Here is a 13,798-nt window from a genome sequence, read left to right on the forward strand (position 1 = left end):
CTTCCATGCCCCGCGCGACGCGAGATCGGGGCCGCCTCCCGCCGGGGGCGGTCCTTTTTTCTGGTCCGTGTCCCGCTCGGCTGGAACCCCCGCCCCCGGGCCGGTGTTCGCGGACCGGAGCCCGTCGCGCCAAGGTTCGGGAACGGGCACGAATCAACGATAGGGAGAGGCACGCCATGAAGCTCATCCTCGCCGCCGGTCTTCTCGCCAGCCTCGCCGGCCCGGCCTTCGCGGGTGCCTGCAGCACCGAGATCTCGTCCCTCGAGCCGCGCCTGACCGAGCAGGGCCGCGAGACCATCGCGGCCTCGAGCGGCGGCAAGGAGGTGGCGGCGCGCCGCGAGGCCCAGGCCGAGGCGGCGACCGAGAAGGGCACGAGCCCGTCGGCCCTGCCCAAGGGCCCCGCCCCCGGCTCCGCCGAGACGCAGGCGACCGCCGACGTCGCCAAGGCGAGCGGCGGCGGCACAGGGGTGATGGAGGCGCGCGCCAGCCTCAACCGCGCCCGCGAGCTCGACAAGAAGGGCGACGAGGCCGGCTGCATGAAGGCGGTGTCGGACGCCCGCGAGCAGATGAGCAAGTCGTGAGCCGCGCCCGCGTTTAATCCCGGGCGCGAGGTGAGGCAGCGCACATCGCGGCCCGGGCGGCCGCCGCCGGGGCTGGTCTGCTGCGCTGCAACGCCCATCTCCGGATCGTCGCCCGGCCCTTGAAGCCGGGCTCGATCCGGAGAATCCCGAGTGCCGTCCCTGTTCGATCCGATCCAGCTCGGCGCCATCCAGGCGCCGAACCGCATCCTGATGGCGCCGCTGACCCGCGGCCGCGCCTCGCGCACCCACGTGCCGACCCCGATCATGGCGGAATATTACCGCCAGCGCGCCGGCGCCGGCCTGATCATCAGCGAGGCCACCGGCATCTCGCAGGAGGGCACCGGGTGGCCGTTCGCCCCCGGCCTGTGGTCGGTCGAGCAGGTCGAGGCGTGGAAGCCGGTCGTCGCGGCGGTGCACGAGGCCGGCGGGCGCATCGTCGCCCAGCTCTGGCACATGGGCCGGCTGGTCCATCCCGACTTCCTCGGCGGCGCGCAACCGGTCTCGTCCTCGGCCACCACCGGGCCCGACCACGCCCACACCTACGAGGGCAAGAAGCCCTACGCCGAGGCGCGTCCCCTGCGGGAGGACGAGATCCCGCGGCTGCTGGAAGATTACGCCAAGGCCGCCCGCAACGCGATCGAGGCCGGCTTCGACGGGGTGCAGATCCACGCCGCGAACGGCTACCTGATCGACCAGTTCCTGCGCTCCAATTCCAACCTGCGTCAGGACCGCTACGGCGGCTCCGTGGAGAACCGCATCCGCCTCCTCGCCGAGGTCGCCCGCAGCGTCGCCGACACCGTCGGGGCCGACCGCACCGGGGTTCGCCTGTCGCCGAACGAGCCGATCCAGGGCGTCGACGATCCCGATCCCGAGACCCTTTTCCCGGCCGCCGCCGCCGCCCTGTCGGCGATCGGCGTCGCCTTCCTCGAGCTGCGCGAGCCGGGCCCCGACGGCACCTTCGGCAAGGCCGCCCGGCCGGCGGTGGCGCCCGCGATCAAGGCCGCGTTCCGGGGGCCGCTGGTGCTGAACTCCGACTATGACGGTCCGCGGGCGCAGGCCGCCCTCGACGAGGGCCGCGCCGACGCCATCGCCTTCGGCCGCACCTTCATCGCCAACCCGGATCTGCCGGAGCGGATCGCCGAGGGCGCAACCCTCACCAAGGACAACTACAAGACCTGGTACAGCCAAGGGCCCGAGGGTTACGTCGACTATCCGGCTATGGACCGTGCCTGAAAAAATATGTGAATAGATAACTGTTATATCTTCTTTATAAGGCGGGCGGCTCTGTTTTCGAATAGAGCTGCCCGCTTTTCATTGCGCGAGATATTTTGAATGATTGTACGGTTGTGCCTAGATATGTTTTTAAGAGAATGAACTGATGTCGGCGGTCTGATCGGCTAAAATCTAAATCTTGCCTCCGCTAATTTACAATCGTGCGGGATTGTGGTTTCAAGGTCCGGTTGTCCGAGCAGTTTTTCATTGGAGATCGACATGAGGCTGCTGTCGTGTGATTGTACGCGCCTTGAGGCGGGATCGTCCTACGCGGCGGGGCCGACCGCCTGCATCGCGCATCCGGACGTGCTCGAGAACATCAAGCATCAAGTCGTGTCCGGCCAAGTGCTCTCGACGGCCGACGCGAAGCTCGCGGCGCGTGCCGGCTGGCTGGGCATTCCCAAGATCGCCCGAAGCGGGTTCAACGACGGCGTCGTCTACCCGCCGTCGCAGACCGACGCGCAGGCGCTTCGGGACGAGGCCGGCCGTCCGCCGACGAAGCAGCTCGCCTTGCCGGCGCCGGACGCCAAGACGACCCTCAACTGCCTCGTCCTGCTGGTCGATTTCTCCGATCTCCCCGGCCAGCAGACGCCCAGCCATTACCGGACGCTGCTCTTCGACTCCGGCAACCCGGACTCGATGAACCGCTTCTACTGGGATCTATCCGGTCACAAGCTCGACGTGACCGGACAGGTCGTCGGCTGGCTGCGGGCGGAACACCCCTACGCCTACTACGTCGACGGCCAGAGCGGCACCGGCGACGGCTTTCCGCGGAACACGCCCGGGCTGCTCGACGAGATCCTGCGGCGATACTGCGACGGCAACAGCCTCAAGCCCTTCGACGTCAACGGTGACGGGTACCTGGACGGCTTGTTCCTCGTCCATGCGGGCGGCGGCGCGGAGGCGGAAGCCGAGCCTCTCCGGCGCAAATCCCTGATCTGGTCGCACAAATGGACCCTGCCGGAGCCCTTCACCAACGACGGCGTGAAGGCCTACGCCTACTTCACGGCCCCGGAGAACGGTCGCCTCGGCGTGTTCTCGCATGAGTTCGGGCACTTCCTCGGGCTCCCCGACCTCTACGACACCAGCTATCGCAGCGCCGGCGTCGGCAACTGGTGCCTGATGGGAGGGGGCTCGTGGAACGGCGGCGGGGAGCGTCCGTCCCGGATGTCGGCCTGGTGCCTCGAACAGCTCGGCTGGATCCGCCCGCAGCCCCTGACCGCCTCGGCCTCCCTCGCCCTCGACACGCTGGAGAAGGACGCTAGCGCCTGCTACCGCATCGACTCCGTGTCCGAAGCGCGCGAATATTTCCTGCTCGAGAACCGTCAGCAGGCTGGCCGCGACGACAAGCTGCCCGGCTCCGGCCTCGCGCTGTGGCACATCGACGAGACCCAGTCGGACAACACCAACCCGCTGGCCTACAAGGTCGCCCTGGTCCAGGCCGATGGGCGCCGGGATCTCGAATTCGGCCGCAAGCCGGACGATCCAGCCGATCTGTTCCCCGGCCAGGCGGCAGTCCGGTCGGTCGACGATCGCGGCGCCAAGCACCCGCATACGCGCTGGAACGACGGAACCGCGAGCGGCATCGCGCTCACCGAGATCACGGAGGAGGACGGCATCGTCACGGTCGACGTCACGCTCAAGGAGGTCGCGGTCTCCTGAGCGCCACGCCGGATCGCCCGGACCCTCACCGATCCTTGGCCTTGACGTCCTGCAGCACGACGCGTTCCCCGGTCGGGCCACCCAGGACGGACGCCGTGACCGTGTAGGACAAGCCCGGCTGCACCGTACCCGGCTCCGCCGTGAACATCGTCACGGTGGAGCCGGGGGATGCCTTGAGGAAGTCCGAATAGCCGTCGGCCGGCCCGCTCTGCTCGACGGCGAACTCGACCGTTTCGCCCCAACCGTCCGGGGCGGGATCGACGCTCTTGGCTTGGCCTTCGATCACCGTCATGTTCGGCTTCAACTGCATGGCTGGCCTCCATGTCCCTCGCCCGATGCGCAAGTCCGGCGGATCGGGTCTACCATATCTCGTGTGTTGCCCCGTCCGCGTCATCCCCGGCATCGGCGGGAAAACCGGCTTCGTGCGGCGCGCCCTTTCCCGCATTGCAGCACGATCCGGCTTGACGCGGCGCCCCGCGTTTGCGACGCCGCTCGGCGCCTGCCCGCCGGGCAGGCGCCGTCCGTCGGACCGGACGAGCGGCATCGTGGCGGCACGCGGAGACGATGCGCATGAGCAACCCGGGCAACGACAAGCCGGCGACCTCCCAGGAGCCCAAGATTTCCCAGGAGCCCAAGCAGCTCCTCCACCTGGTGTTCGGGGGCGAGCTGACCGACCTCGACAGCGTCACCTTCCGCGACCTCTCGAAGCTCGACGTCGTCGGCATCTTCCCCGACTATGCCAGCGCCGCCATGGCCTGGAAGGCGAAGGCGCAGCAGACCGTGGACAGTGCCCAGACCCGCTACTTCATCGTGCATCTGCACCGGCTGCTGCAGCCCTGAGGCGCGTCCTCGCACGTAAGGAAGCAGTCACCGTGCGGTCGAAAGCCGGGGGCTTGCGCATTCCGGCGCACATGAAAGCATTGTGACGGTATCCCGGCGCTGATAAGAGCCTCGCCCGTCACACGAGAGCATCGTCGCGCGAGGGGCCCGCAATCGCGCGAAGCTCGATGCGATCCCTCCCTCACCCCGGCGCGCGCGGTCACGCTTGCCGCGCGGCAGCGCCGGGGCTCTCGGCGCGGGCCACGATGGAAGCACGATGAAATCCTCGATCAAGATCGTCGCCGGCAACGCGAGCCGCCCGCTGGCCGAGGCGATCGCGGCCTATCTCGAGAAGCCGCTGGCGGTCTGCTCGGTGCGCCGCTTCGCCGACATGGAGATCTTCGTCGAGCTCCAGGAGAACGTGCGCGGCGAGGACGTGTACATCGTCCAGTCGACCTCGTTCCCGGCCAACGATCACCTGATGGAACTGCTCATCATGATCGACGCCGCGCGGCGCTCCTCGGCGCGGCGGATCACCGCCGTGCTGCCCTATTTCGGCTATGCCCGCCAGGACCGGCGCACCTCGGGCCGCACCCCGATCTCGGCCAAGCTGGTGGCCAACCTCATCACCGAGGCCGGCGCCGACCGGGTGATGACCCTCGACCTGCATGCCGGCCAGATCCAGGGCTTCTTCGACATCCCGACCGACAACCTGTTCGCCGCTCCCGTGATGGTGCGCGACATCAAGGAGCGGCTCGAACCCGCCGACATGATGGTGGTGTCGCCCGACGTCGGCGGCGTGGTGCGGGCCCGCGCGCTCGCCAAGCGCATCGACGCGCCGCTCGCCATCGTCGACAAGCGCCGCGACCGGCCCGGCGAGTCCGAGGTGATGAACATCATCGGCGAGGTCGAGGGCCGCTCCTGCATCCTCGTCGACGACATCGTCGATTCCGGCGGCACGCTCGTCAACGCCGCCGAGGCCTTGCTCGCCAAGGGCGCCAAGGACGTCTCGGCCTACATCACCCACGGCGTGCTCTCGGGGGGCGCGGTGTCGCGCATCGCCTCCTCGAAGCTCAAGGAGCTGGTGATCACCGACTCGATCCAGCCGACCGCGGCGGTCAAGCTCGCGCGCAACATCCGGGTCGTCACGATCGCGCCGCTGCTCGGCGAGGCCATCGGGCGCACCGCCGACGAGTCGAGCGTCTCGAGCCTGTTCGTCTGACGCGGCCGACCGGCCGGACGAACTTCGCCCGCCGGCGCCGCACCGGCGGGCCGCTCGCGCTTCCGAGCCGTGCTCCTCAAGGAACGACACCTTGGCCCGCGAAAGCGGTTTGCGCCGGGCCTGCGACGCGCCTATATAACGGGCGATTCCCTCACAGCGTGAGACAGGCCGTCCTGACATTCCGGGACGCCGGCGGGACCTCCCGGTTCCGCCCCGGGCGCCCTGTCGCGTCGAGGGGCCCGTATTTGCAAGGCCGCTTCCCGGACGAGCGGCAGGCCGCGTTCCGCGAGATTCCGGAACGCCCGAGGAGGTGTGGTATGTCCCAGGGACCGTTGATGCCGAAGGCGACGGCCGTGTGGCTCGTCGAGAACACGTCGCTGTCCTTCGATCAGATCGCCGATTTCTGCAAGCTCCACCCCCTCGAGGTGAAGGGCATCGCGGACGGCGAGGTGGCGGCCGGCATCAAGGGTCTCGACCCGGTCTCGACCGGCCAGCTCACCCGCGAGGAGATCGAGCGGGCGCAGACCAATCCGAACCACCGCATGAAGGTCGCGGTGTCGAAGGTGAAGCTGCCCGAGGTCAAGCGCACCAAGGGCCCGCGCTACACCCCGCTGTCGCGCCGCCAGGACCGGCCGAACGCCATCCTGTGGCTGCTGCGCAACCACCCGGAGCTGAAGGACGCGCAGGTGATGCGCCTCGTCGGCACCACCAAGTCGACGATCCAACAAATCCGCGAGCGCACCCACTGGAATTCCGGGTCGCTGCAGCCGATGGACCCGGTGACCCTCGGCCTGTGCTCGCAGATCGACCTCGACTTCGAGGTCCAGCGCGCCGCCAAGGACCGTCCGCTGGTCGAGTCCGCCGAGGGCGGCGCCACGCTGATGCCGCCCGAGCTCTCGGTCCTGCCCGAGCCCGAGGACCACGACGCGGATCGCCGCCCGGGCCGCGACGAGCGCCTGGACGCCGACTCGGTCTTCGCCCGCCTCAAGCCGATGCGGAAGGGCGAAGAGGACGAGGACGACGACGCGTATTGAGGGCCGCTGGACAGCGGCTTCAAGAGGACCGCCGCGGCTCCGCGCCTGTACCCTCCCCCCTCTGCGGGGGAGGGTGGCGAACGCAGCGAGCGCAGCGGGACGAAGTCCCGCCGAGAGGGGCGGCGCGACGCTGATCCAGGTGGCGCCCTTCAGAACGGTCCAGTCTTTTCCGGAAGCGGCGTCCCCTCTCCCACCCGGCGAACGAGTGCTTCGCACTCGCAGCCGGGCACCCTCCCCCGCAGAGGAGGGAGGGTCGAGGCGAGCTCAGCTCTCGAACAGCGACCCCTGCACGGCGCCCGTCACGGGCGCCTTTTTCGTCTCCGCCGCCGGCTCCTTGCGCTTCGCCGCCCGGCGCGGCGCCGGCCGGGCCGGCTCGGGCGGCGTCTCGGGTGCGGGCGCGCCCCCGACGGAAGCCGCCACCCGCCCGTCGGCGAACTCGACCGTCAGGTGCCCGGCGGCCCGCGCGGCCTGCGCCGAGCCGACCGGCGTGCCCGCGCCGTCGAGCACCAGGGCGTAGCCGCGGGCCAGCACCGAGCGATAGTTGAGGCTGGAAAACAGCGCGGTCGCCCGCGACAGCCGGCCGGCCAGGCGCTCCAGCCCCTGCCCCGGCGCCCGGTCGAGCCGTCGCGACACCCCGTTCAGCCGCTCGCCCTGCACCGCCAGCACCCGCTCGAGCGCGTGGCGCGGCCGGTGGTCGATCGCCGCCAGGCGCTCGCGGGCACGCGCCAGGCGCAAGGAGGGCGGGTTGCGGGCGAGCCCCTGGAGCGCCCGGTTGAGGCGGCCTTGCGCGTCGCGGGCATTGGCGGCGAGCGCGGGCGCCAGGCGGGCTTCCGCGAGGTCGAGGCGCTGGCGCTTCTGCGCCAGCAGCGCCTCGGGGCCCGGCAGGGCGCGGGCGAGGCCGCGCAGCTCCCCCCGGCGCTGCTCGACGAGGCGCAGGAGCGCGCCGGCATGGCGCCGGCTCAGGGATTCGAGGTCGATGAGCAGTTCGTGCAGCACCGGCACCGCCATCTCGGCCGCGCCGGTCGGGGTCGGGGCGCGGCGGTCGGCGGCGTGGTCGATCAGCGTGACGTCGGTCTCGTGCCCGACGGCGGAGATCAGCGGGATCGCGCTCGCGGCCGCGGCCCGCACCACGATCTCCTCGTTGAAGCACCACAGGTCCTCGATCGAGCCGCCGCCTCGGGCGACGATCAGCACGTCGGGCCGCGGGATCGCCCCGCCGGGCTCGAGCGCGTTGAAGCCGTGGATCGCCGCCGCGATCTCCTCGGCCGCCCCCTCCCCCTGCACCCGCACCGGCCAGACCAGGACGGGGCGCGGGAAGCGGTCGGCGAGGCGGTGCAGGATGTCGCGGATCACGGCGCCCGTCGGCGAGGTGACGACGCCGACGACCAGGGGGAGATACGGCACCGGCCGCTTGCGTGCGGCGTCGAACAGCCCTTCCGCCGCGAGCGTGCGGCGGCGCTCCTCCAGGAGCGCCATCCAGGCGCCGGCGCCGGCGGGCTCGAGCGAATCGACCACGATCTGGTAGGCGGACTTGCCCGGATAGGTCGTGATCCGCCCCGTGACCACGACCTCGAGCCCCTCCTTGGGCTTGTGGCGCAGCCGCAGCATCGTGCCCTTCCAGATCACGGCGTCGATCTTGGCGCCGCCGTCCTTGAGGCTGAAATAGGCGTGGCCGGAGCCGTGCGGGCCGCGATAGCCCGAGATCTCGCCCTTCAGGCGCACGTGCCCGAACGCGTCCTCCAGCGTGCGCTTGAGGGCGCTCGCCAGTTCGGTGACCGACCATTCGGGCACGTTGGCGATCGGGGCGGCGAGGGAGACGGATGAAGCGGACATCGCGCGCGAGGCTACCGGCTCCGGCCGGGTCGCGGAAGGCCGCCCCGCCGCTTGAGGCCGCCAGTGTCCCGGGCGCATCAGTGCCCCCGCGAGCCTCGACGTCCCCCTGCATCGGTCCCGGTTGCCGGGCCGCACCGGCGCCCCTAAACGTCTCGCACGAGACAGACCTTCCGTTCCGGGACCGGCGATGCGCGACCAGCACCCCCTCACCCTCCTGCTGATCGGCTCCGGCGGCCGCGAGCACGCGCTCGCCTGGAAGCTCGCCCGGAGCCCGCTCTGCCGGCGCCTGCTCATCGCCCCCGGCAATCCGGGCACCGCGGCGCACGGCACCAACCTCGCCCTCGACGTCGCCGACCACGACGCGGTGATCGCCGCCTGCCGGCGCGAGGGCGTCGATTTCGTGGTGGTCGGCCCAGAGGCGCCGCTGGTGGCCGGCCTCGTCGATGCGCTCGACGCGGCCGGCATCCGGGCCTTCGGCCCCCGCGCCGCGGCGGCCCGGCTCGAAGGCTCGAAGGCCTTCACCAAGGAACTGTGCCGGGACTTCTCCATCCCGACCGCCGCCTTCGCGCGCTTCCGCGAGGTCGCGCCGGCGCTCGACCACCTGCGCGCCGGCCGCATCCCGGTCGTCGTCAAGGCCGACGGGCTCGCCGCCGGCAAGGGCGTGGTGGTGGCCGAGACCCTGGAACAGGCCGAGGCCGCGGTCGAGAGCATGCTCGGCGGCGGGCTCGGGGCCGCCGGCGCCGAGGTGGTGATCGAGGAGTGCATGGTCGGCGAGGAGGCGAGCTTGTTCGCGCTCTGCGACGGCACCCGCGCGGTGCTGCTCGGCACCGCCCAGGACCACAAGCGCGTCCATGACGGCGACAAGGGGCCGAATACCGGCGGCATGGGCGCCTACTCTCCCGCCCCGGTGCTCACGCCGGCGCTGGAGGCCGAGGTGATGGAGCGGATCATCCGCCCGACCCTCGACGGGATGCGGGCGCGCGGCACGCCGTTCTCGGGCATCCTCTACGCCGGGCTGATGCTGACGGAGGCCGGCCCGATGCTGATCGAGTACAACACCCGCTTCGGCGATCCCGAATGCGAGGTGCTGATGCCGCGCCTCGCCTCGGACCTGGTGCCGCTGCTCACCGCCGCCGCCGACGGCGACCTCTCGGGCGTCGCGCCGGACTGGCGCGACGAGGTCGCGCTGACCGTCATCATGGCCGCTCCCGGCTATCCCGGCACCGTCGCCAGGGGTTCGGAGATCCGCGGCCTCGCGGCGGCCGAGGCAGCCGACGCCCTGGTGTTCCAGGCCGGCACGAAGCGCGACGGCGAGCGCCTCGTCGCCGATGGCGGCCGGGTGCTCGCCGTGACGGCGCTCGGGCGCGACGTGCGGGAGGCGCAAGGCAAGGCCTACGCCGCCCTCGACCGGATCGACTGGCCGGAGGGCTTCTGCCGCCGCGACATCGGCTGGCGCGCGGTGGCGCGGGAGACCTGAGCCGTATCGTGCGTTAACCTCGGCTCGCCCGCGCCCCGGCGCGGGCATCAAGACCGTGGGGAGCGCCCGATGCCCGCCGACCTGTTTCCCGCCTTCACGTCGCACTGGATCGATACGCCCGACGGGCGCTTCTTCGCCCGGGCCGGCGGCGCCGAGGACGCCCCGCCGCTCGTTCTGCTGCACGGCTTCCCCCAGACCCACGCCTGCTGGCACAGGATCGCCCCGGCGCTCGCCCGCACCCACCGGGTGATCTGCCTCGACCTCAAGGGCTACGGCTGGTCGGCGGCACCCGCCGGCGACCCGGCGCACGAGGCCTATTCCAAGCGGCAGATGGGCCGCGAGGTGGTCGCCGTGATGGAGCGGCTCGGCCATGTCCGCTTCGGCCTCGTCGGCCACGACCGCGGCGCCCGGGTCGGCTACCGCCTCGCCCTCGACGAGCCGGGCCGCATCGACCGCCTCGCCCTCCTCGACATCCTGCCGACGGTCTCGCAGTGGCGGAAGATGGATCGGGAGCCCGGAGCCTACCCGCACTGGCGCTTCCTGGCGCAGGCGGCGCCGACGCCGGAGCGGGAGATCGGCCGCGCGCCGATCCCCTATTACGAGGACCTCCTGCGGATCTGGACCGGCGACGGCACCCTCGACGCGTTCTCCCCCGGTGCCCTCGACCTCTACCGCCAGAGCTGGAACGTGCCCGAGCGCATCCACGCGAGTTGCGAGGATTACCGCGCCGGGGCGGGCCCCGACCGGGCCGCCGACGAGGTCGATCTCGCGCAGGGGCGCCGCCTCGCCGGGCCCGTCCTGGTGCTGGTCGCCGACCGCTTCGTCGGCAGGGACGGCCTCGATCCGGTGCGGCAGGCCTGGACCGGGACCTTCGCGCCGGAGGGCACGGAATACGAGATCGTCCCGTCCGGCCATTTCGTCGCCGAGGAGAACCCGCAGGCGACGCTCGCCGTGCTGGAGCGCTTCCTCGGGTCCTGACCTCGTCTCGCAGACCCGCGCCGGGCGGGGGCCGGCCCCCCGCCCCGGACCGTAGCCCGGTGCCGGCGCCTGCGGCACAACCCGGGCGGGCGCCCGACGCCCGGGGGAAACATCCGTGGGTCTGATCTACGCGCTCGGCGCCTTCCTGAGCTGGGGCCTCGTCGTCCCGGTTCACTTCCGCCTGCTCGACGGGGTGCCGGCCTGGGGCATCCTCGCCCACCGCATCGTCTGGTCGGGCCTGTTCATCGCCGTGCTGCTCGTGGCCTTGCGCCTGCTGCGCCGCGGTCCCCGGATCCTGCTCGAGCGCCGCCACGCCTTCCTGCTGCTCTCCGCCCTGCTCATCGCGGGCAACTGGTCGCTCTACCTGTGGGCGGTCCAGAACGGGCGGATGCTGGACGCGAGCCTCGGCTACTTCATCAATCCGCTGGTCAACGTCGCGCTCGGCGCCCTGGTGCTGCGCGAGGCCTTGCGCCCGCTGCAACTCGCCGCGGTGGCGCTCGCCGCCCTCGGGGTCGTCGCCGCGGTGGTGGCGGCCGGCAGCCTGCCGTGGGTCGCGCTCGCCCTCGCGATCAGCTTCGCGATCTACGGCCTGATCCGCAAGCTGGTGCCGATCGACCCGATCCTCGGCCTGGGCGCCGAGACCTTCGCGCTCCTGCCGCTGGCGCTCGCCTACCTCGCCGTCGCGCCGACGCCGCCCGGCCAGGGACCTGAGCAGTGGCTGCTCCTGATGCTCACCGGCATCACCACCGCGGTGCCGCTGATGTGGTTCGCGGCCGCCGCCGCCCGCCTCAAGCTCTCGACGATCGGCCTCCTGCAATACATCTCCCCGACCTGCCTGCTCGGCCTGAGCGTGCTCGCCTACGGCGAGTCGCTGCCGCTGTCCCGGGCGCTGGTCTTCGGGCTGATCTGGGCGGGACTGGCGCTCTACGCCCTCGATGCGGCGCGGCCGCGTCCGGCGGCGGCGCCGGCGCGCGAGCCCGTGCCCGTGCCCGGCGACGAGCCAGCCTGACGCAAGCTCCAGCGGTCAAGCTTCCCCCGTCCAACCATAATCGCGGGGCTTCCTGCCTGGAGCGACGAATCGGCGGGGGCCGCGATGATCCTGGACGACGTGAAGACGAGGGACGAGGCCGGGCCGCACCCGATCTGGCTGGTGCTCGGGCCCTGGGCGGTGTTCGCCGTGGCGGTGGGCGGGTTCCTGGCGCGGTGGCTGCCGTGAGCGCGCGTACGGCTTGGCGCGACCGAGCCGACACTCCTGGCCGTCCCGGGCTCCGCTTCGCGGCCCCGGGATCGCTGCGGCGCGTGGAAAGCGCGCCGCGCGACACGAATCCGCCCGGCTAGGTCAGCATCTGCAGATCGCCGTCCACCGCGAGCGCCTGGCCCGAGATGGTCTTGCCCCGGGCCGAGGCCAGGAACAGGATCTGGTCGGCGATCTGGCGGGCGGTGACGTAGTCCTTGATCGAGGCCGCCGCGAAGGCCGCCGCCTCCATCTCCGAGAAGCTGATCCCGCGCTGCTGCGCCTTGGCCTCCAGCACCCTGCGCTGCCGGTCGCCGGCGACGATGCCGGGCAGGACCGCGTTGACCCGGATCCCGTCGGGCCCGAGCTCCCGCGACAGCGACTTGGTGAAGCCGATCACCGCCCATTTGGCCGCCGCATAGGGGGTGCGCAACGGGAAGCCGAAGCGGCCCGCCACCGAGGACAGGTTCACGATCGACGGGTTGGCGCTTTGCCGCAGCTGCGGCACCGCCAGGCGCACGCAGTTGAACTGCCCGGTGATGCAGATGTCGAGGGTACGGTCCCAATCCTCCGGGTTGATCTCCTCGACACGCCCCGTCGGCCCGGCGATGCCGGCATTGTTGACGAGGCAGTCGAGCCCGCCGAGCGCGTCTCGCGCCTCCGAGAACAGCCGCGCGACGTCCTCGCGCGAGGCCACGTCGGCGTAGGTTCCGGTGATGCCCGACGGCAGGGCCGCCAGCGCCTCGCGGTCGACGTCGCAGACATGGACCCGCGCCCCCTCCTCGACGAAGGCCTGCGCCACCTCGAGCCCGATGCCGGCCGCCCCCGCGGTGACCAGCACCTTCAGGCCGCTCAATCCCATCTCCATGGTCGTCTCCTTGTCGTCGGGGCGAAAGATTCAGGGTGCCAGGCGCCCGGTCGTCTCGATGAAGCCGGCGCTGCCGGCGATGTCGGCGGCGAGCGCCGCGCGGGCGCCCTCCGCGTCGCCGGCGGCGAGGGCCGCCACCAGGCGGGCATGGTGCACCTGCGCCCCGCCCTCGGCGAGGCGGCGGGGCGAGGAGCGCAGGTCGAGGTTGAGCACCGGGCCGATGCGCAGCCACAAGCCCTCGATGATCGTGACGAGCGAGGGCAGGCCGGCGGCCCGGTAGACCGCGAAGTGCAGGTCGCGGTTCGCCCGCATGCCCCGCTCGAGATCCGGCTCGGGCGCCAGGACCTCGCTGCGGAAGGCCGCGTCGTGGATCCGGATCGCCGCCAGGTCGTCGGGCCCGACGGCGCGCGCGGCCTCCGCCGCGGCGAATCCCTCGACGGCGATGCGCACGCGGGTCAGCTCGCGGAAGGTGGCGAGGGTGATCACCGGCACCCGGACGGCGCGGTTCGGCAGCACCTCCAGGGCCTCGTCGGCGACGAGGCGCGACACCGCCTCGCGGGCCGGCATCACCGAGGTGCCGAGCCGCTCGGCGAGCATGCGCAGCGACACCCGCTCCCCCGGCGCCAGCCCGCCGGCGACCAGCAGGTCGCGCAGGGCGTCGTAGGCCTGCGCGCCCAGGGTGGCGTGCGCGACGCGACCGATCCGGGCGATGCTCTCCACCGCCGCCTCCCCTCAAGCACCCGCTGCTTGCTCCCACCGAGATCTCGACAGGGGCGCGGTTTGGTGCGAGCCTAAGTGTGATCACAGATCACGGCAAC

Annotated in this window: 14 protein-coding genes; 10 read left to right on the plus strand and 4 right to left on the minus strand. The window is 71.8% G+C overall.

What is annotated here, in order from left to right; genetic code table 11:
- Window positions 1-176: 176 nt before the first annotated feature.
- The 3 genes from DK419_RS16155 (at window position 177) to DK419_RS16165 (ending at window position 3,515) form a co-directional block, all read left to right on the plus strand.
- The gene (locus DK419_RS16155; protein WP_109959981.1) at window positions 177-581 is read left to right on the plus strand and encodes a hypothetical protein; all 405 of its coding nucleotides are present in this window, start codon (window positions 177-179) and stop codon (window positions 579-581) included.
- Between the two features lie 150 nt (window positions 582-731).
- On the plus strand, window positions 732-1,814 hold the full coding sequence (locus DK419_RS16160; RefSeq protein WP_109959982.1) for an alkene reductase: 1,083 nt from the start codon (window positions 732-734) through the stop codon (window positions 1,812-1,814).
- A 258-nt stretch (window positions 1,815-2,072) separates the two neighbouring features.
- Window positions 2,073-3,515: a M6 family metalloprotease domain-containing protein gene (locus DK419_RS16165; protein WP_162561278.1), complete on the plus strand. Its 1,443-nt coding sequence runs from the start codon at window positions 2,073-2,075 to the stop codon at window positions 3,513-3,515.
- A gap of 25 nt (window positions 3,516-3,540) precedes the next feature.
- Here the strand turns inward: DK419_RS16165 and DK419_RS16170 are convergent, their stop codons facing one another.
- Window positions 3,541-3,825, minus strand: coding sequence for a hypothetical protein (locus DK419_RS16170; RefSeq protein ID WP_109959984.1), 285 nt, complete (start codon window positions 3,823-3,825; stop codon window positions 3,541-3,543).
- Window positions 3,826-4,085: 260 nt separating this feature from the next.
- Here DK419_RS16170 and DK419_RS16175 point away from each other — a divergent pair, with 260 nt between their 5' ends.
- The 3 genes from DK419_RS16175 (at window position 4,086) to DK419_RS16185 (ending at window position 6,590) form a co-directional block, all read left to right on the plus strand.
- Window positions 4,086-4,355, plus strand: a complete 270-nt coding sequence (locus DK419_RS16175) for a DUF4170 domain-containing protein (protein ID WP_109959985.1) — start codon at window positions 4,086-4,088, stop codon at window positions 4,353-4,355.
- A 256-nt stretch (window positions 4,356-4,611) separates the two neighbouring features.
- Window positions 4,612-5,556: a ribose-phosphate pyrophosphokinase gene (locus DK419_RS16180; protein ID WP_048433046.1), complete on the plus strand. Its 945-nt coding sequence runs from the start codon at window positions 4,612-4,614 to the stop codon at window positions 5,554-5,556.
- A gap of 317 nt (window positions 5,557-5,873) precedes the next feature.
- Complete coding sequence (locus tag DK419_RS16185; RefSeq protein ID WP_109959986.1) at window positions 5,874-6,590, plus strand: DUF1013 domain-containing protein; 717 nt, start codon at window positions 5,874-5,876, stop codon at window positions 6,588-6,590.
- Window positions 6,591-6,854: 264 nt separating this feature from the next.
- On the opposite strand, the gene xseA is transcribed toward DK419_RS16185, so the two are convergent.
- Complete coding sequence (gene xseA / locus DK419_RS16190) at window positions 6,855-8,423, minus strand: exodeoxyribonuclease VII large subunit (RefSeq protein WP_109959987.1); 1,569 nt, start codon at window positions 8,421-8,423, stop codon at window positions 6,855-6,857.
- 187 nt (window positions 8,424-8,610) lie between these two features.
- Here xseA and purD point away from each other — a divergent pair, with 187 nt between their 5' ends.
- From purD to DK419_RS29830, 4 genes are all read left to right on the plus strand, one after another.
- Complete coding sequence (gene purD / locus DK419_RS16195; protein WP_109959988.1) at window positions 8,611-9,900, plus strand: phosphoribosylamine--glycine ligase; 1,290 nt, start codon at window positions 8,611-8,613, stop codon at window positions 9,898-9,900.
- 69 nt (window positions 9,901-9,969) lie between these two features.
- Entirely contained in the window at window positions 9,970-10,878 is a 909-nt protein-coding gene (locus DK419_RS16200; RefSeq protein WP_109959989.1) for an alpha/beta fold hydrolase, read from the plus strand.
- A 115-nt stretch (window positions 10,879-10,993) separates the two neighbouring features.
- Window positions 10,994-11,887, plus strand: coding sequence for an EamA family transporter RarD (rarD, locus tag DK419_RS16205; RefSeq protein WP_109959990.1), 894 nt, complete (start codon window positions 10,994-10,996; stop codon window positions 11,885-11,887).
- A gap of 84 nt (window positions 11,888-11,971) precedes the next feature.
- Window positions 11,972-12,094 (plus strand): hypothetical protein, encoded by a 123-nt coding sequence (locus tag DK419_RS29830; protein ID WP_280818801.1) that lies wholly within the window; start codon window positions 11,972-11,974, stop codon window positions 12,092-12,094.
- Between the two features lie 118 nt (window positions 12,095-12,212).
- On the opposite strand, the gene DK419_RS16210 is transcribed toward DK419_RS29830, so the two are convergent.
- Both DK419_RS16210 and DK419_RS16215 read right to left on the minus strand, forming a co-directional pair.
- Window positions 12,213-12,980 carry an SDR family oxidoreductase gene (locus DK419_RS16210; RefSeq protein WP_109959991.1) on the minus strand — a complete coding sequence of 256 codons (768 nt, stop codon included), beginning with the start codon at window positions 12,978-12,980 and terminating at the stop codon, window positions 12,213-12,215.
- 30 nt (window positions 12,981-13,010) lie between these two features.
- Window positions 13,011-13,700 carry a GntR family transcriptional regulator gene (locus tag DK419_RS16215; protein ID WP_109959992.1) on the minus strand — a complete coding sequence of 230 codons (690 nt, stop codon included), beginning with the start codon at window positions 13,698-13,700 and terminating at the stop codon, window positions 13,011-13,013.
- Between the last annotated feature and the right edge of the window lie 98 nt (window positions 13,701-13,798).

The sequence above is a fragment of the Methylobacterium terrae genome, from assembly GCF_003173755.1.
Lineage (GTDB): Bacteria > Pseudomonadota > Alphaproteobacteria > Rhizobiales > Beijerinckiaceae > Methylobacterium > Methylobacterium terrae.

Excerpts from the sequence above, each read along its gene's own strand:
- DK419_RS16170 (WP_109959984.1), bottom strand. The coding sequence starts at position 3,825 with ATGCAGTTGAAGCCGAACATGACGGTGATCGAAGGCCAAGCCAAGAGC.
- DK419_RS16185 (WP_109959986.1), top strand. The coding sequence starts at position 5,874 with ATGTCCCAGGGACCGTTGATGCCGAAGGCGACGGCCGTGTGGCTCGTC.
- DK419_RS16155 (WP_109959981.1), top strand. The coding sequence starts at position 177 with ATGAAGCTCATCCTCGCCGCCGGTCTTCTCGCCAGCCTCGCCGGCCCG.
- DK419_RS16210 (WP_109959991.1), bottom strand. The coding sequence starts at position 12,980 with ATGGAGATGGGATTGAGCGGCCTGAAGGTGCTGGTCACCGCGGGGGCG.
- DK419_RS16180 (WP_048433046.1), top strand. The coding sequence starts at position 4,612 with ATGAAATCCTCGATCAAGATCGTCGCCGGCAACGCGAGCCGCCCGCTG.
- DK419_RS16175 (WP_109959985.1), top strand. The coding sequence starts at position 4,086 with ATGAGCAACCCGGGCAACGACAAGCCGGCGACCTCCCAGGAGCCCAAG.
- DK419_RS16200 (WP_109959989.1), top strand. The coding sequence starts at position 9,970 with ATGCCCGCCGACCTGTTTCCCGCCTTCACGTCGCACTGGATCGATACG.
- DK419_RS16165 (WP_162561278.1), top strand. The coding sequence starts at position 2,073 with ATGAGGCTGCTGTCGTGTGATTGTACGCGCCTTGAGGCGGGATCGTCC.
- xseA (WP_109959987.1), bottom strand. The coding sequence starts at position 8,423 with ATGTCCGCTTCATCCGTCTCCCTCGCCGCCCCGATCGCCAACGTGCCC.
- purD (WP_109959988.1), top strand. The coding sequence starts at position 8,611 with ATGCGCGACCAGCACCCCCTCACCCTCCTGCTGATCGGCTCCGGCGGC.
- DK419_RS29830 (WP_280818801.1), top strand. The coding sequence starts at position 11,972 with ATGATCCTGGACGACGTGAAGACGAGGGACGAGGCCGGGCCGCACCCG.